Below are 16,689 nucleotides of genomic sequence, written 5' to 3'. Positions count from 1 at the left end.
TCTCCAGGCAAATGCGAATGCCGAAAGCTGGATTCCAGCTTCCGCTGGAATGACGAGCAAAAAACTATTCGTCAGTGATGATGTCCTTCAGGTCCGTGCACATGCCCGTGCGCCAGCTCTTCGGACGATGCCTCGCGCACATCGACGATTTCGATATCGAAGTGCAAGGTCTTGCCAGCCATCGGATGATTGAGATCGACATCGACCACGCTCGACCCGACCTTGAGCACCTGCACCGGGCGCTGGCCCTCCTGTGTGCTCAACACCGTGGTCATCCCCGGTTGCAGACGCGCGGCATCGCGGAAATATTTTTTCGGGACACGCTGGGTCAGATTTTCGCTGCGTTCGCCATAGCCTTCTGCGGGCGGCACGCTGACATTGAAGCGATCGCCTGCCTCGTGCCCGCTCAGCGCCTGTTCGAGTCCGGGGATGATCGCGCCGTGACCGAACAGAATCGTCAGCGGTTCGCTGGCGCGCGAGGAATCCAGCGCAGCGCCCGCGTCATCGGCGAGGTGGTAATGGAACGCTACAACTTTGTCTTTCTCTGCTTTCATCTGGATTCCCATTGGTCACGTTTGCGGCGCGAAAGTATACCAGCGCGACGGCGTTGTGATCTTCGCACTCAACCCGCGGCGCGGCAGCGCATTGGCAGCGCATTGACAGCGCGAGCGGATTACCCGAACGTTCGCGCCGATGCGCCGTTGCCTTCGCCTTGTTCCGATCCTTGTCCTCGCCACGCTCGCCGCGTGCAGCGGATCGCGGCCAAAGCCTGTGCCACCAGGCTACACGCCGCTGCCAGCGCACAAGGGCGAGGTCGGGCCAAACGACATCCTGTTCCGCGCGATCGGTCTGGTCGGCACCCCATATCGTTGGGGCGGCAATACGCCGCAGAGCGGTTTCGACTGCAGCGGGCTGATCGTCTTCGTGTTCCGCGAAGTCGCAGGAATCCCGTTGCCGCGCACCGTGCAGGATATCTACGCGGTCGATCTCGCCGACGTGCGCCGCGACCGCCTACAGGGCGGCGACCTGGTGTTCTTCCACACCTCCGGCAGCGGCGTCAGCCACATCGGCATCTATGTCGGCCAGGATCGTTTCGTGCACGCGCCCAACGAGGGCGGCACGGTGCGCCTCGACTATCTCAGCAATCCCTACTGGGACCAGCACTACAGCGACGCAAGACGCGTGCCGCTGTGATATCGCCCGCTAGGAATTCGCAGCAGGCGCCCCTTTCAACGGCGCATCGCCGAATCGCACGCCCTTCGCCTCGGGCCCGAATGCGGTAATCGCGATCAGCACGATGACGACGGCGGCGATGAATACCGCCATGGTGAATCCGTATTGCTTGCCATTGTGCTCGGCGAGCAAGGCCAGCAACCACGGCACGATCGAGGAAATGAAATTGCCGATCTGATAGGTCAGACCCGGCAACGTGCCACGCACCGAATCGGGTGAGAGTTCGTTCAAGTGGACCGGAATCACGCCCCACGCACCCTGCACCGAGAACTGCATGGCGAACGCACCGAGAGCGAGCCAGAGGGCGCTGTCGCTGAACGCCCAAAGTTTCAGAACCGGAAATGCGAGCAGCGCGGCCAGGATGATGGCGCGCTTGCGTCCGATGCGCTGCGACAGCGCGCCGATCGTCAAGCCGCCGAGGATCGCGCCGACCTGGCCGAACTGGCCGAGCTTGCTGGTCAGGCCGGCGTCGAATCCGTGTTCGACCTGCAGAAACGTCGGATACAGATCCTGCGTGCCGTGGCTGAAAAAGGTGAATGCCGTCATCAGCACGACCATGTAGAACGCGCGTCCCCACAGACCGCGCATCGCCACCATGCCGCTGCGTTCCGCCGCGGGTTTCTTCTGCACCTGTTCCCACACCGGCGATTCGGGCACGTGCGCACGGATATAGACGACCAGCAGCGCGGGCACGAAGCCGACGATGAACATTCCGCGCCAGCCAATACGATCGAACAACAATCCGAACAAAAGCGCTGCGAGCAGGCTGCCGACCGCATAGCCTTCCTGCAGCAGGCCCGAAACGACGCCGCGCGATTTTTCCGGAATGATCTCCATCGTCAACGATGCGCCCAGCCCCCATTCGCCACCCATCGCGAAACCGAACAGTGTGCGCAGGATCAGCAGGGCCGTGAGCGACGGCGCGAATGCCGAGGCGAGCTCGAACACCGAAAACAGCAGGATGTCGAGCATCAGGATCGGCCGCCGGCCGCAGCGATCGGCGAGGCGTCCGAACACGTAGGCGCCAAACGGACGCGCGGCAAGGGTCAGGGTGATCGCGAGCGCGACGTCTTCGCGACCGACATGGAAATCGCCGGCGATCGCCTTGACCGCGTAGATCAGCACGAAGTAGTCGAACGAATCCAGGGTCCAGCCGAGAAAGCTCGCCAGCACGGTCTTGCGCTGGACGGAATTCAACGCACGCAGTTCGCTCAGCATGGTCAGCTCCCGATGTTTTCGGCAGATGCTACAGCAGGAATTCCCGATCGGTTCACACAGCACAGCGGTTTTGCAGTATACTCAACGAAGTTTCACCGCGTCGCCCCTCCGTTTTTCCCTTACGGTCGATCTGATTCGCGAGTTCCACTCGCGGCATCGGTCTGCACCACTCGGTTACGACGCCCCTCGATCCACGCCATAATTCCCGGCGCGGCATCGTCTTTTTGCCTGCGGCGCGGTTTATCGGGAACGCTCCGGGTTTATGAAGTTTCTGGTCGAACAACGATCAGGAACCCGCGTGCTTGCGCGCGGAACACCTAAGGAGTTTTCCAAATGTCATTTGACACTCTCGGGCTTGCGCCCGCCCTGCTGCGCGCGCTGGCCGAACACGGCTACGACACGCCCACGCCAATCCAGGACGCCGCGATTCCGGTCGTGCTGTCCGGCCGCGATCTGCTTGCCGGCGCACAAACCGGCACCGGCAAGACAGCCGCGTTCGCGCTGCCGCTGCTGCAGCGCCTGTTTCCAAACGGCACCGCCCCCAACGGCCCAGCAACCAACGGCGCCAGGCGCAAGCCGCGCGCGCTGATCCTCACGCCCACACGCGAACTCGCCGCGCAGGTGCACGACAGTATTCGCGGCTATGCCAAGTATCTGCGCATTCAAAGCGCAGTGATCTTCGGCGGCGTCGGCATGGCTCCGCAGCTCGACTCACTGCGCCGCGGCGTCGATATCATCGTTGCCACGCCCGGCCGCCTGATCGATCATCTGGAACGCCGCACGGCGGATCTGTCCGGCATCGAAATCCTCGTGCTCGACGAAGCCGATCGCATGCTCGACATGGGCTTCCTGCCCGCGATCCGGCGCATCCTCGGCGTGCTGCCGAAGCAGAATCGCCAGACCCTGCTGTTCTCGGCCACCTTCGCCGACGAAATCAAGCAACTTGCCGCTCAGTTCATGCGCGATCCGGCGGAGATCCAAGTCGCCGCGCGCAACAGCATCGCTGCAGGCGTGACGCATCTCGTGCATCCGGTCGATGCCGCGCGCAAGCGCGATCTGCTCCTGCACCTGATGGCTGCTGACAGCCGCCGGCAGACGCTGGTGTTCAGCCGCACCAAGCATGGCGCGGACAAGCTTGCCGTGTTCCTGGAGAAATCCGGCTTGCGCACGAGTGCGATCCACGGCAACAAGAGCCAGGGCGCGCGCACGAAGGCGTTGAAAGAGTTCAAGAGCGGCAAGATCACCGTCCTCGTCGCCACCGATATCGCCGCGCGCGGTCTCGACATCGACCAGCTGCCGGTGGTGATCAACTTCGATCTGCCGATGGTCGCGCAGGATTACGTGCATCGCATCGGTCGCACCGGCCGCGCGGGGGCGCAAGGTCTCGCGGTGTCGCTGGTCGCTCGCGAGGAATCGGGTCTGCTGCGCGATATCCGGCGCATGCTCAAGCAGGATATCGCGATCGAAACCGTCGCAGGATTCGAGCCGAACCAGCCCTTGCAGATGGATGGCTCCGGCGGCGGCAATCACGGCTCTCACCGGCCTGCGCCGCGCAATCAGAACCATGCACGCCGCCCGCACGCCCCGGCGAAGGCGCACGCCAAGCCGCACGCCGCAGCCAACAAGCAGCGTCAGTGGCGCGGCGACCGGGATGCGCGCAAGGCCTAAAAGCTCGTCATCCCGGCGAAAGCCGGGATCCAGCTCTCGCCCCAATTTAACGAAAGCGGCTTTCGCTGCAGCGAGGGCTATTTTTTGAAGCTTGGCAAAATTTCCAACGCCGCGACCGACGTATTGAGTCGCGGCCCAAGATAGCAATGCGATCCGCACGCAGTCAGTCCAGCCTGCGTAAAGGTGGATAAATACCATTTTGGCGAGCGCGCGATGAAGCCGCGCTTGTCGCCGTCTGGCGCATCGCGCGACGTGAATAATTCAAGGAAGGCCACGCCGTCGAGCATCGCGGCGATGCCCGAGAGGCCTCGGCGCAGCTCGGCTGCGTGCAGATAGTGGATCACGTCGGAACAGACGATCAGATCGAAGCCCGCGGCGAGGCGCAATTCGTCGAGCTGGCCGAAATTGGCCAGACGCAGGTTGCGCGTGCGACCGTAGCGCGCGATCGCATATTCGCTGCTGTCTATGCCCAGATAGTCGATCGCCGGCCGCCATTTTTTAAGCGACGCGCGCCAAGTGCCCTCGCCGCAGCCGACGTCGAGCACGTTGCGCACTTGGCGGCCGAGATAGTATTCGGCCACCGCAATCGCGAGCGCGGCTTTGCGTTCGAGCAGGCTGCGTGAGTTCACCGCATGGCGCGGATCGCGATACCAGCGGTCGAAGTACGTGCGATCGTATATTTTCCGGGATGCAGTCATCGTGACCTTCTTTGTTGCGGTGCAGCGCAATGGGGCATAGGATAGCGCGTCCTCACATCGGCCCTACCCATGCTGTATCAGCTGCACGAATTCAATCGTACCCTGCTCAATCCGCTCATCACCTGGTCGGAAAGTGGCGTGCGCATGTTTTCATCCAAGGACAGCTGGCTGTCGCGGCTGCCCGGTGCGCACCGCATGGCGGCGAACTACGAGCTGCTTTACCGCCTGGGCAAGGACTACGAAAAACCCGCGTTCAATATCCGCTCGGTGCGCGCGCACGACAGCGAGGTGCCGATCGTCGAGCAGGTCGCCTTGGCCAAACCGTTCTGCAATCTGACCCGCTTCAAGCGCTACAGCGACGAACTGACAACGCTCAAGAAACTGAAGCAGGACCCGGCCGTGCTGGTCGTCGCGCCTTTGTCCGGCCACCACTCCACCCTGCTGCGCGATACCGTGCGCACCCTGCTGCAGGATCACAAGGTCTACATCACCGACTGGATAGACGCGCGCATGGTGCCGGCCGACAAGGGCCCGTTTCACCTCGACGATTACGTCGCCTACATCCAGGAGTTCATCCGCCATATCGGCGCCGAGCATCTGCATGTGATTTCGGTGTGCCAGCCGACCGTGCCCGTGCTCGCGGCGATCGCGCTGATGGCTTCGGCCGGCGAGGTCACGCCGCGCACGATGACCATGATGGGCGGCCCGATCGATACGCGCAAAAGTCCGACCAAGGTCAACGATCTGGCCACCACGCAGCCGATTTCGTGGTTCCAGACCAATGTGATCAACGATGTGCCGACGAACTATCCCGGCGCAGGCCGCCGCGTCTACCCCGGTTTCCTGCAGCACGCCGGTTTCGTCGCGATGAACCCGAGCCGGCATTTCCAGTCGCACTACGATTTTTACGAGGACCTGTTGCGCGGCGATCTCGACGATGCCGAGGCGCATCGCGAGTTCTACGACGAATACAACGCTGTGCTCGACATGCCCGCGGAGTACTACCTCGACACGGTGAAAACCGTGTTCCAGGAGCATGCGCTGCCGCGCGGCACGTGGAAGGTGCAAGGCAAGCTGGTCAAGCCGCAGGACATCAAGCGCACCGCGCTGTTCACGATCGAGGGCGAACTCGACGACATCTCCGGCCTCGGCCAGACCGAAGTCGCGCATGATTTGTGCAAAGGTATAAAAAGCACGAACAAGAAACATCTGACCGTGAAAGGCGCGGGCCACTACGGCATCTTCAGCGGCCGCCGCTGGCGCGAGAGCGTCTATCCCGACGTGCGCGAGTTCATCCGCAAACACGCCTGACGCGATCGCGCGGCCTCAGCTGCGCCGCAGTCGGAAAAAATCGCGCAGCATCTCGCCGGCCTGCGCCGCTAGCAAACCACGTGCGACATCCACGCGATGGTTGTGCAGCGGCGAGATCAGGGTATCGAACACGCTGCCTGCCGCACCGGTTTTCGGATCATCGGCGGCAATCACAACGCGTGAGATGCGCGCATGCACGATCGCCCCGGCACACATCGCGCAAGGCTCCAAGGTGACGTATAGCGTCGATCCGGGCAGACGATAATTCCGTTCGCGGGTTCCGGCATCGCGCAACGCGACGATCTCGGCATGCGCACTCGCATCGCAGTCGGAAATGCCGCGATTCCAGCCCTCGCCGATGACCGCACCATCGCGCACCAGCACCGCACCGACCGGCACTTCCTCGTGCGCGTCGCGCGCATGCGCGGCGAGTTCGAGCGCGCGGCGCATATGGCGCTCATCGTCGGCGCTGAACGTCATCGGCTGCTGCGCTTCGAGAGGCGTGGTTGTCATCTTGATCCGATCAGTGTGCAGAAAAGGCCATGACTCAGAACCCTTCCAGCACGATCTTGCCGCGCGCACGACCGCTCTCCAGCAGCGCATGCGCGCGCTTGAGATTTGCGGCATTGATGCGGCCAAACTGCTCGGCCGCGGTGGAGCGCAGCACGCCGCGATCGATCAGGGTTGCCACTTGACACAGCACGTCGTGCTGACGGATGCGATTCGTCGTTGCAAATGTCGAGCGCGTGAACATGGATTCCCAGTGCACCGACAGCGACTTGCGTTTGAACGGCAGCACATCGAGCGCTTTTGGATCGTCGATCAACGCGAGCTGACCCTCGGGTTCCAGCACCTCGACGATCTGCGCCAGATAATCGTCGGTGTGAGTCAGGCCGATCACGGCCGTGACCTGTCCCAGTCCCGCACTGACCAATTCCGTTGCAAGCGGTTTGCCGTGATCGATCACATAATGCGCGCCCTGTGCGAGGATCCAGTCGCGGCTTTCGGGGCGCGAAGCTGTGCCGATCACTGTCCAGCTCGTGAGCTGTCGCGCCAACTGCACCAGGATCGAACCGACGCCACCCGCGGCGCCGATGACCAGCAATTTGTTGTCACGAGTCGGATCGGCCGTCTGCACCTTGAGCCGGTCGAACAGCAGTTCCCAAGCCGTGATCGCGGTCAGCGGCAAGGCAGCAGCCGCGGCAAAGTCGAGGCTTACCGGCATGCGCCCAACGAGACGCTCGTCGACCAGTTGCAACTCGCTGTTGCTGCCTGCGCGATTGACATCGCCTGCGTACCAGACGCGATCGCCCGGCCCGAACAGGCTGACTTTGTTGCCGACCGCACGCACGACACCGGTCGCGTCCCAGCCGAGTACGCGCGCCTGGCCATCGACCGACGCGGCACGCATGCGCACCTTGGTGTCGACGGGATTGACCGATACGGCCTTGACCTCGACCAAGAGGTCGAAGTCGCCCGGCGCGGGCTCGGGCAATTCGATATCGACCAGCGCATCGGACTGATCGATAGGCAAGGATTTGAAATAGCCGACAGCTTTCATGCTCGGACTCCGTTTTCGTGCGCGTTCATTCCCATTCGATCGTCGCCGGGGGCTTGCCACTGATATCGTAAACTACACGAGAAATACCGCGTAATTCATTGATTATTCTATTTGAAACTTTCGCCAAAAATTCGTACGGCAGATGCGCCCAATGCGCGGTCATGAAGTCGATCGTCTCCACCGCACGAAGCGCGACGACCCATTCGTAGGCACGCGCGTCGCCGACCACGCCGACTGACTTGACTGGCAGAAACACGGCGAACGCCTGGCTGACCTTGTCGTACAAACCGGCCGCGCGCAGCTCGCCGATGAAGATATCGTCGGCGCGCTGCAGCAGTTCCACGTATTCCGGCTTCACCTCGCCGAGCACGCGCACACCGAGTCCCGGGCCGGGGAACGGATGGCGGTAGACCATCGCGCGCGGCAAGCCAAGTTCGACACCGATGCGGCGCACTTCGTCCTTGAACAGTTCGCGCAGCGGCTCGATCAATTCAAAGCGCATGCCCTCGGGCAGACCGCCGACATTGTGATGCGACTTGATCACATGCGCCTTGCCGGTCTTGCTGCCGGCGGATTCGATCACATCGGGATAGATGGTGCCCTGAGCGAGCCAGCGGACGCCTTCGAGCTTGGTCGATTCCTCGTCGAAGATCTCGATAAACAAGCGACCAATGATCTTGCGCTTCGCTTCGGGATCGTCGACTCCGGCGAGTGCGGCAAAATAGCGCTCGGCCGCATTCACGCGGATCACATGCACACCCATGTGCTCGGCCACGGTCGCCATCACCTGATCGCCTTCGTGCCAGCGCAACAGGCCGGTATCGACGAAGACGCAGGTCAACTGATCGCCGATCGCGCGCTTGAGCAACGCGGCGACCACCGAAGAATCGACGCCGCCCGAAAGGCCGAGCAGCACCCGGCCGGAGCCCACCTGCTCGCGGATGCGCGCCACCGCGTCTTCGACGATATTGGCCGACGTCCACAGTGTCTTGCAGCCACAGACGTCGACGACAAAGCGGCGCAGGATTTCCCCGCCGTGCTGTGTATGCGTGACTTCGGGATGGAACTGCACGCCATACCAGCGGCGCGCTTCGTCGACCATCGCCGCGATCGGCAGGTCGGATGTCGATGCCGTGACGACGAAACCCGGTGGGATCGCGGTGACGCGATCGCCGTGCGACATCCACACTGAGAAAGCAGGACCAAGGGCTGAGGGCTGAGAGTCGGACGCCAACCCACCTGAGTCACCTTGCTCCTGATCTTCGGCCCTCAGCCCTCGGCCCTCAGCCCTTGCTGACAATCCGTCAAACAGCGCAGAACGCCCTGTGACCATCAGCGTGGCATGTCCGAATTCGCGTGTGTACTCAGCCTCGGTTTTGCCGCCGAGCTGCTTGGCCATGGTGTGCATGCCGTAGCAGATGCCCAGCAGCGGCAAGCCGCCGTCGAACACCTGCTGCGGCGCGTCCGGCGCGTCGTCGAGCGTGGTCGATTCCGGGCCACCGGAAAGAATGATGCCCTTGGGCGCAAACTTCGCAATCTCGGCGGGATCGTGATCCCAGGCCCAGATCTCGCAGTAGACGCCGATCTCGCGAATACGCCGCGCGATCAGCTGCGTGTACTGCGCGCCGAAATCGAGGATCAGAATTTTGTCGGTGTGGATGTTGGTCATAAATCGGGCAGACGAGGAGACGGGAAATCGAGGAGATGGAACGCCAAGGAATTGGTCGTCACGGATCGACCCCGTGCATTCGCCGCTGCGTCTGCCCGACTCTTCGTCTACCCGTCTAATCCATCCGATAATTCGGTGCTTCCTTGGTAATCGCCACATCGTGCACATGCGATTCACGGATGCCGGCGCTGGTGATGCGCACGAAATGCGGTTTGCTGTGCATCTCGTCGATCGTGGCGCAGCCGACGTAGCCCATCGCCGAACGCAGACCACCGCTGAGCTGATGGATGATGCTGCGCAGCGGTCCGCGATATGGCACGCGGCCTTCGATGCCTTCGGGCACGAGTTTGTCCGGATCGGCATCGTCCTGGAAATAGCGGTCTTTCGAGCCTTTCTGCATCGCGCCGAGCGAGCCCATTCCACGGTAACTCTTGTAGCTGCGCCCCTGATACAGCTCGACTTCTCCGGGCGCTTCCTCGGTGCCGGCGAACATGCCGCCGATCATCACGCAGTCCGCGCCCGCGGTCAGCGCCTTGGCGATATCGCCCGAATAGCGGATGCCGCCGTCGGCGATCAAGCAAGCGCCCGAATCCTTGATTGCCTCCGCGACCATCGCCACCGCCGAAATCTGCGGCACGCCGACTCCGGCGACCACGCGTGTGGTGCAGATCGATCCCGGCCCGACGCCGACCTTGACCGCGTCCGCACCCGCGTCGATCAACGCCTTGGCCGCATCGCCGGTGACGATATTGCCGCCGATCACCTGCATCTGCGGAAAGGACTTTTTCACCCAGCGCACGCGATCGAGCACCCCTTGCGAGTGGCCGTGCGCGGTGTCGATGATGATGACATCGACGCCGGCTTCGACGAGCGCGCCGACGCGTTCCTCGGTGTCGCCGCCGGTGACGACCGCCGCGCCGACACGCAGGCGCTCATGTTGGTCCTTGGCCGCGTTCGGATTGTCGTGTGCCTTCTGGATATCCTTGACCGTGATCAGGCCGCGCAGCTGGAAGGCCTCGTTGACGACCAGCACCTTCTCGATGCGGTGACGATGCAGCAGTTGCACGACTTCGTCTTCGCTGGCGCCTTCCTTCACGGTGACGAGCTTGTCCTGGCGCGTCATGATGTTCGCCACCGGATCGTCCAGTTTCTTCTCGAAGCGCAAATCTCGGCTGGTGACGATGCCGACGAGCTTGCTGCCGTCGACCACGGGTACGCCGGAAATATTGTGCGCGCGCACGATCTGCATGACTTCGCGGATCGACAGATCCGGCCGCACCGTGATCGGATCGCGGATCACGCCGGCTTCGAACTTCTTCACCAGGCGCACTTCGGCCGCCTGCTGCTCGATCGACATGTTCTTGTGGATGATGCCGATGCCGCCACATTGCGCCATCGTGATTGCCAGGCGCGCTTCGGTGACCGTGTCCATCGCGGCGGACAGGATCGGAATGTTCAGGCGGATATCGCGCGTCAGACGCGTGGCAAGATTCACGTCGCGCGGCAACACGTTCGAGTAGGCGGGAACGAGCGAGACGTCGTCGAAGGTCAGAGCTTCGGTCAGAATACGCATGCTTTGGGGGAAAGCCTGAGCGAATAAACCCGTTATTATACGGATTCGGATTCATTCCCGCATGAGTTTTTGCATGTTCGCAGACGCAAGCCGCAACAGCCGCCCCCGCTGATGCCGACGCAACTTCGTTCCGGTCGCAACGTGCGGCGCCGCGCGGGCGTGATCGGCGCCACCACAATCGTCGCTCTTTTCATCGTCCTGATGCTGCTGCGCGGCGCGGTGCTGTTCGAAATCACCAATGGCCTGGCCGAGTGCCCGCTGTGCATGGGCGCCACGGCGATGCAGCAGGACACGACCCTGCTGGCGTTGCTGCTGGCATTCGTCAGCCTGACGTTTTTCACGCAGCGCTACTGGCTCCAACTGCCGTGGCTGCTGCTCAGCGCAATCCTGGTTTGCCTGTACGCCGTCGATGTGACGGTCACCAAGACGCTGACCCAGCGCCTGTATCTGTTCGACCTGATCAAGTTCGGCAAGGAACTGAGCGCGATTGTGCAATTCGGCGGCGTATTTCTCGCGACCACGGCGGGCAAGCTGGCGCTGCTGGTCGCGCTGATCGGCAGCGTCATTCTGATACTTGCCCTGCTGCCGCGTCCGCGGCGGCCTCGCCTCGCAGCGTTCGGGCTCGTTGCCGCCGCTATGTTTGCCCTGCTCGGCCGCTGGCAACCGGCGACGATGAAGTACATCCACTACGAATTGCTGCAGAACCTGGCCGCGGCGAATCTCGATCTCGGTGTCTACGCGCCTTACAGCAAGGAGTTCACTGCAAAGATAGCGCGGGAATATTCGCCGCCTGCGCCTGTCTGCACTGCCGGACAAGCGCAGCATCCGAACATCATCATTCTCGCGGTCGAATCGCTCTCCCTGCACCATAGTCTGCTGTTTGGCGGGTTTCGCAATCTCACCCCGCGCCTGGACGCAATCGCGCGAAGCCACACTTACTTCCCGGACTTTATCGCAAACGGTTTCACCACCGAAGGCGGGCTGATAGCGATACTGACCGGCCACGTCCCGGTAATGGGACGCTATCAAAGCGCCGACACGTTTTTGGAGTACTCCGAACCGCATGGCTCAATGCCGGACTTGCTGCGCGCATCGGGTTACACCACGCATTTTTTCACGACGGGCGACCTCGGATTTCTCAACAAGGATCGGTGGCTGAAGAATCTGCAATTCGACTCATGGGAAGGCGCTGAAGCGCCGTTCTACAACGGCTGGAAGCGGCGTCACTTCAACGCCGCAGAAGACAAGGCTTTGTATCTGCGTTTCCTGCAGTGGTTGGAGCAGCGCGATCAGACGCAACCCTTCATGTCGTTCCTGTTGACCGTGAGCACGCATCCGCCGTTCATCGACCCCCGCTCCGACACGCCAAGCGAAGAAGGAGCCTTTCAATATGCCGATGAACAAATTGGAATGTTTTATTCCGAATTGGAAAAGCGCGACTTTTTCCGCAACGGCATTCTGCTGATTACCGGCGACCATCGCAGCATGACCCCGATCATGGCGGCCGAGATGAAGCGTTTCGGCGACACGGCACTCGCGCGTACGCCGCTGGTCGTCGCAACCGATCTAGCGCTCGCTCGCGGTGAGGTGCACGGAGCATTTCAACAGACGGATATCCTGCCGTCGTTGGCCGACTTGATCCAGACGTCCGCGTGTCGCTTGCCCAGCCAGGGAGTGTTCCTGCGCGAGGACCCAGTGCCACCAACCTATTCCCTGCATGCCCGTGGCGACAAGCGCGATGAGATCGACGTGTTTTTCGACGATCAACAGGGCGAAGTGGTCCTCGATGGCGATAGCAGCCATTGGCTCGGACCGAAGCCGGCCAACTGGCAACAAATCATGGACGGTGTTCTGCTGGATCGCATCGCGCGCCAGAAGGCGCCAGCAACGAAAAGTTCGGATTAATTCGCGCATGAGTTTTTTGCATGTTCGCAACCGCAAGCCGCAACCGCCGCACCCGTTGATGCCGACGCAACCACGTTCCGGCCGCAACGCGCGGCGCCGCGCGGGTGTTATCGGCGCCGCCACGATCGTCGCTCTTTTCCTCGCCCTGATGCTGCTGCGCGGCACGGTGCTGTTCGAAATTACCAATGGCCTGGCCGAGTGTCCGCTGTGCATGGGCGCCACGGCGATGCAGCAGGACGCGACTCTGCTGGCGTTGCTGCTGGCATTCGTCAGCCTGACGTTTTTCACGCGGCGTTATTGGCTGCAACTGCCATGGCTGCTGCTCAGCGCGATCCTGGTTTGCCTCTACGCCGTCGACGTGACGGTCACCAAGACGCTGACCCAGCGCCTGTATCTGTTCGACCTGATCAAGTTCGGCAAGGAACTGAGCGCGATCGTGCAATTCGGCGGCGTGTTTCTTGAGACCACGGCGGGCAAGCTGGCCTTGCTGGTCGCGCTGATCGGCAGCGTCGTGCTGATACTCGCCCTGCTGCCGCGCCCGCGGCGGCCTCGTCTCGCCGCGTTCTGCCTCGTCGCCGCTGCGCTGTTCGCCCTGCTCGGCCGCTGGCAACCGGCGACGATGAAATATATCCACTATGAGCTGCTTCAAAACCTCGCTGCAGCGAATCTCGATCTTGGCGTCGACACGCCCTACAGCAAAGAATTCGCGGAAAAGATCGCGCATGAGTACGCGCCACCCGCGCCGGTCTGCACTCCCGGTGCCGGACAGCATCCGAACTTTATCGTGATCGCGGTCGAGTCGCTGTCGATGCATCACAGCCAGTTGTTCGGCGGCTTTCGCGACCTCACTCCGCATCTGGACGCGATCGCGCGTGAACACACCTATTTCCCCGACTTCATCGCGAACGGATTCACTACCGACGGCGGGCTGATATCGATCGTCACCGGCCGCGCGCCCATACCTGCCATAGGCCGCTATCGGAGCGCTGATGCGTTCGCCGGTTTCGATAAGCCGCGAGGCGCGCTGCCTGATACGCTGCACGGCGCTGGTTACAAAGTACACTTTTTCACGACCGGCGAGCTTGGGTTTCTCGGCCAGCTGGTGTGGATGAAGAGCCTGAAATTCGACTCATGGGAAGGTGCCGAAGCGCCGTTCTACAACGGTTGGAAACGGCGCCACTTCAACGCGGCCGAGGACAAGGCGCTGTACCTGCGTTTCTTGCAATGGCTCGATCACCGCAGCGACAGCGGACCTTTTTTTTCGCTGCTGATGACAGTCAGCACCCATCCACCCTTCATCAATCCGGAAACCGATCAACCAGACGAGGCCGGCGTGTTCCGCTACGCCGACAAGCAGATCGGCATGTTTTACGACGAACTGGCAAAGCGCGGCTTTTTCCGCAACGGGATTCTGATGGTCACTGGCGATCATCGCAGCATGACGCCGCTGCTAGCGAGCGAGGTAGCGCGTTTCGGCGACAGCGCCCTGGCGCGCACGCCGTTTGTCGTCGCGACAGATTTGCCGATCGCACGCGGCGCCATACCCGGCAAGTTCCAGCAGACCGATATCCTGCCCTCGCTCGCGGATCTGACTTTAGCGGAATCGTGTCGCACGCCGAATCAAGGTGTATTTTTGCGCGTGCAACCGCAGGCGGCCGAATACGTCGTGCATGCACGTGGCGATAAACGCGACGAGATTGATATCTACTTCGGCAAACAGCAAGCCGAGATCGTGCTCGACGGCGACGACACGCGCTGGAGTGGTCCCAGGCCCGCCGACTGGCAACAGATCATGGATGGAATTCTCATCGATCGCATGAGTCGCGGCGCGGTCGATGAAAACCTGATCGACTACATCGTGCGATTGCGCAGTCCACCGAAACTGGCACCGGTGCGTGCGCCAGCACCAGCTCCGGCCCGTCCTTAGCGAACCAGCACCAGCGACAACTCCGGCCAGTAGGTGATGATCAGCACGCACACGAGCAGGATCGCGTAGAACGGCAGACAGGCGCGGATGATGGTCGTTGCGGGCCGGCCGAAGCGTGCGCTGGCGATAAACAGGTTCATGCCGGCGGGCGGCAGGAAGATGCCGATTTGCAGATTGGCGAGGAAGATGATGCCCAGATGGATGGGGTCGACGCCGTAGTGGATTGCGATCGGCAGCACCAGCGGTACCAGGATAATGATCGCGGGAAAACCCTCGAGCAGCATGCCGAACACGAGCAGGAACGCGTTGAGCACGAGCAGAAATCCAAGCTTGCTCGCGATGCCGGCCTGCAGCCAGGCGAATAGCGCTTCCGGCACGTCGGCGTCGATCAGCCAGTTGGTCAGCGCGAGCGAAAATCCGAGCACGATCAGGATTGCGCCGACCAGCAGCATCGCCTCGCGGATCACGCGCGGCAGTTCGACGAACTTGATTTCGCGCCGGATCAGCACGGTGACGATCAGCACGTACAACGTGGTCGCCGCGGCCGCTTCGGACGGTGCGAGAAAATGCGCGTAGATGCCGATCAGGATCACGAACGGCAGCGGCAGCTCCCAGGCGGCATCCTTGATCGCGGCCCAGACCTCGCCGGCTGCGATCGGCGGCGGACGTGGCACATCGCGTGCCTGCCATGCGCTGTACAGCGAGAGCAGCACGATCATCAGCAAACTCGGCAGCAGACCCGCCTTGAACAGGGCATCGATCGCGACCGGTGGTGTGGTGTGGAATTGCTGCGCGACTACGCCGTACAGGATCAGCGGCATCGACGGCGCGAGCAACAGACCCAGACTGCCCGATGCGGTGAGCAGGCCAAGCGAGAAGCGCTCGTCGTAATGCGCGTGGCGCAGCGCCGGATAAAGCACGGCGCCGAGCGCGACGAGAGTCACTCCGGTCGCGCCGGTGAAGGCGGTAAAGAATGCGCAGGCGCAGATCGAGACGATGGCCAATCCGCCCGGCAACCAGCCGAACAGCGCATTGGTCAGACGCACGAGCCGACGCGGCGCCTGGCTTTCCGCCAATAGATAACCGGCGAGCGTGAACAGCGGAATCGCGATCAGCGCAGGCATGTCGGAGAGTCGATAAAATTCGATCGCCACCGCCGTCCCGGGTTGACCCGAGGCGTTGAAGCCGAACAAGGCGATCGCTGCGATCAACGCGAACAGCGGCGCACCGAGCGCCGCGAGCAGGAGCAAGGCGCCCGAAATCAGCCAGATCACGGCTGCTCATCCTTGGCCGACGGCGCGCCCGGATCGTGCAGCAATTCGGGCGGATGTGCGGGTGCGGCGAACGCGCGCAGGACAAAACGCAGCGCCATCAGCGCGAAGCCGATGGGCAGTATACTTTCGAGCACCCAGCTCGGAATCGCCTTGATGGCGCCGGCCGCCGCCGCACTCGATGACTCGGCAAAGTCGATGCTGACCAGACCAATGCTGTACCAGGCCATCGCCGCACAGATCGCCGCGGTAAACAACAAGGTCACGATGCGCGCGATGCGTTGCGCGCCCGCGGGAAGAAAGCGCTGCAGCACATCGACGGCAATATGTTTGTCGTCGCGCACCGCAGCGAGCGCGCCGAGCATCGCCGTCCACACCACGAGCGTGCGCAAGAACGGATCGGCCCAGGAAATGCCGCCGCCGAATATGTTGCGCAGGAAAATCTGCGCGCCGGCGAGGATCACCAGGATAAGGACCAGAAAGGCCAGCAGCCATTCTTCGAAGCGCTGCAGCCATGCGGCGATCTTCGCAACCGGTCGCATCGACGATAAGGGTTCGCTCATGACCTAACGGGACTCACGAGAGGTAGATCGTCATTCCAGCAGGGAATGCCGGGCTCTCAACAGCGCAGCTGGTCATCCAGATTGCACGGACG

The 16,689-nt window shown here is 62.3% G+C and carries 14 protein-coding genes; 5 read left to right on the top strand and 9 right to left on the bottom strand.

The features are described from left to right. Positions 1-71 precede the first annotated feature (71 nt). Complete coding sequence (locus tag VIE67_RS09260) at positions 72-554, bottom strand: FKBP-type peptidyl-prolyl cis-trans isomerase (RefSeq protein WP_332025478.1); 483 nt, start codon at positions 552-554, stop codon at positions 72-74. Between the two features lie 139 nt (positions 555-693). Here VIE67_RS09260 and VIE67_RS09255 point away from each other — a divergent pair, with 139 nt between their 5' ends. After that, a complete protein-coding gene (locus VIE67_RS09255) occupies positions 694-1,194 on the top strand; it encodes a C40 family peptidase (RefSeq protein ID WP_332025476.1) in 501 nt (166 codons plus the stop codon). Between the two features lie 9 nt (positions 1,195-1,203). On the opposite strand, the gene VIE67_RS09250 is transcribed toward VIE67_RS09255, so the two are convergent. Beyond that, entirely contained in the window at positions 1,204-2,451 is a 1,248-nt protein-coding gene (locus tag VIE67_RS09250; RefSeq protein ID WP_332025474.1) for an MFS transporter, read from the bottom strand. Between the two features lie 333 nt (positions 2,452-2,784). Here VIE67_RS09250 and VIE67_RS09245 point away from each other — a divergent pair, with 333 nt between their 5' ends. Continuing rightward, entirely contained in the window at positions 2,785-4,119 is a 1,335-nt protein-coding gene (locus tag VIE67_RS09245; RefSeq protein WP_332025472.1) for a DEAD/DEAH box helicase, read from the top strand. A gap of 77 nt (positions 4,120-4,196) precedes the next feature. Here VIE67_RS09245 and VIE67_RS09240 read toward each other — a convergent pair whose 3' ends face one another. Then, entirely contained in the window at positions 4,197-4,817 is a 621-nt protein-coding gene (locus VIE67_RS09240; protein ID WP_332025470.1) for a class I SAM-dependent DNA methyltransferase, read from the bottom strand. A gap of 69 nt (positions 4,818-4,886) precedes the next feature. On the opposite strand from VIE67_RS09240, the gene VIE67_RS09235 reads away from it, so the two are divergent. Beyond that, positions 4,887-6,128: a polyhydroxyalkanoate depolymerase gene (locus VIE67_RS09235; RefSeq protein ID WP_332025468.1), complete on the top strand. Its 1,242-nt coding sequence runs from the start codon at positions 4,887-4,889 to the stop codon at positions 6,126-6,128. Positions 6,129-6,143: 15 nt separating this feature from the next. Here VIE67_RS09235 and tadA read toward each other — a convergent pair whose 3' ends face one another. The 4 genes from tadA to guaB all read right to left on the bottom strand — a co-directional run bounded on the left by tadA (position 6,144) and on the right by guaB (position 10,931). After that, on the bottom strand, positions 6,144-6,641 hold the full coding sequence (gene tadA, locus VIE67_RS09230; RefSeq protein ID WP_414707331.1) for a tRNA adenosine(34) deaminase TadA: 498 nt from the start codon (positions 6,639-6,641) through the stop codon (positions 6,144-6,146). 34 nt (positions 6,642-6,675) lie between these two features. Then, complete coding sequence (locus tag VIE67_RS09225) at positions 6,676-7,689, bottom strand: zinc-binding alcohol dehydrogenase family protein (protein WP_332025466.1); 1,014 nt, start codon at positions 7,687-7,689, stop codon at positions 6,676-6,678. Positions 7,690-7,714: 25 nt separating this feature from the next. After that, positions 7,715-9,358, bottom strand: a complete 1,644-nt coding sequence (gene guaA, locus VIE67_RS09220) for a glutamine-hydrolyzing GMP synthase (protein WP_332025464.1) — start codon at positions 9,356-9,358, stop codon at positions 7,715-7,717. A gap of 115 nt (positions 9,359-9,473) precedes the next feature. Further along, positions 9,474-10,931 (bottom strand): IMP dehydrogenase, encoded by a 1,458-nt coding sequence (gene guaB, locus VIE67_RS09215; RefSeq protein ID WP_332025462.1) that lies wholly within the window; start codon positions 10,929-10,931, stop codon positions 9,474-9,476. A gap of 111 nt (positions 10,932-11,042) precedes the next feature. On the opposite strand from guaB, the gene VIE67_RS09210 reads away from it, so the two are divergent. Both VIE67_RS09210 and VIE67_RS09205 read left to right on the top strand, forming a co-directional pair. Then, a complete protein-coding gene (locus tag VIE67_RS09210) occupies positions 11,043-12,836 on the top strand; it encodes an LTA synthase family protein (protein WP_332025460.1) in 1,794 nt (597 codons plus the stop codon). Positions 12,837-12,843: 7 nt separating this feature from the next. Then, positions 12,844-14,763 (top strand): LTA synthase family protein, encoded by a 1,920-nt coding sequence (locus tag VIE67_RS09205; RefSeq protein WP_332025458.1) that lies wholly within the window; start codon positions 12,844-12,846, stop codon positions 14,761-14,763. On the opposite strand, the gene VIE67_RS09200 is transcribed toward VIE67_RS09205, so the two are convergent. Continuing rightward, positions 14,760-16,037 (bottom strand): TRAP transporter large permease, encoded by a 1,278-nt coding sequence (locus tag VIE67_RS09200; protein ID WP_332025456.1) that lies wholly within the window; start codon positions 16,035-16,037, stop codon positions 14,760-14,762. The two genes, VIE67_RS09205 and VIE67_RS09200, sit on opposite strands and share 4 nt — an antisense overlap. Beyond that, positions 16,034-16,597, bottom strand: coding sequence for a TRAP transporter small permease (locus VIE67_RS09195; protein ID WP_332025454.1), 564 nt, complete (start codon positions 16,595-16,597; stop codon positions 16,034-16,036). The genes VIE67_RS09200 and VIE67_RS09195 overlap by 4 nt, the downstream gene beginning before the upstream one ends. Positions 16,598-16,689 lie beyond the last annotated feature (92 nt).

The sequence above is a fragment of the Rudaea sp. genome (assembly GCF_036560865.1).
In the GTDB taxonomy this organism is placed as follows: Bacteria; Pseudomonadota; Gammaproteobacteria; order Xanthomonadales; family Rhodanobacteraceae; genus Rudaea.
Note: the sequence above shows the minus strand (reverse complement) of the source record. Positions and strands in the feature narration are given on the sequence as shown.

Excerpts from the sequence above, each read along its gene's own strand:
- VIE67_RS09240 (WP_332025470.1), bottom strand. The coding sequence starts at position 4,817 with ATGACTGCATCCCGGAAAATATACGATCGCACGTACTTCGACCGCTGG.
- guaA (WP_332025464.1), bottom strand. The coding sequence starts at position 9,358 with ATGACCAACATCCACACCGACAAAATTCTGATCCTCGATTTCGGCGCG.
- VIE67_RS09245 (WP_332025472.1), top strand. The coding sequence starts at position 2,785 with ATGTCATTTGACACTCTCGGGCTTGCGCCCGCCCTGCTGCGCGCGCTG.
- VIE67_RS09260 (WP_332025478.1), bottom strand. The coding sequence starts at position 554 with ATGAAAGCAGAGAAAGACAAAGTTGTAGCGTTCCATTACCACCTCGCC.
- VIE67_RS09205 (WP_332025458.1), top strand. The coding sequence starts at position 12,844 with ATGAGTTTTTTGCATGTTCGCAACCGCAAGCCGCAACCGCCGCACCCG.
- VIE67_RS09195 (WP_332025454.1), bottom strand. The coding sequence starts at position 16,597 with ATGAGCGAACCCTTATCGTCGATGCGACCGGTTGCGAAGATCGCCGCA.
- guaB (WP_332025462.1), bottom strand. The coding sequence starts at position 10,931 with ATGCGTATTCTGACCGAAGCTCTGACCTTCGACGACGTCTCGCTCGTT.
- VIE67_RS09255 (WP_332025476.1), top strand. The coding sequence starts at position 694 with ATGCGCCGTTGCCTTCGCCTTGTTCCGATCCTTGTCCTCGCCACGCTC.
- VIE67_RS09210 (WP_332025460.1), top strand. The coding sequence starts at position 11,043 with ATGCCGACGCAACTTCGTTCCGGTCGCAACGTGCGGCGCCGCGCGGGC.
- VIE67_RS09225 (WP_332025466.1), bottom strand. The coding sequence starts at position 7,689 with ATGAAAGCTGTCGGCTATTTCAAATCCTTGCCTATCGATCAGTCCGAT.
- VIE67_RS09250 (WP_332025474.1), bottom strand. The coding sequence starts at position 2,451 with ATGCTGAGCGAACTGCGTGCGTTGAATTCCGTCCAGCGCAAGACCGTG.
- VIE67_RS09235 (WP_332025468.1), top strand. The coding sequence starts at position 4,887 with ATGCTGTATCAGCTGCACGAATTCAATCGTACCCTGCTCAATCCGCTC.
- tadA (WP_414707331.1), bottom strand. The coding sequence starts at position 6,641 with ATGACAACCACGCCTCTCGAAGCGCAGCAGCCGATGACGTTCAGCGCC.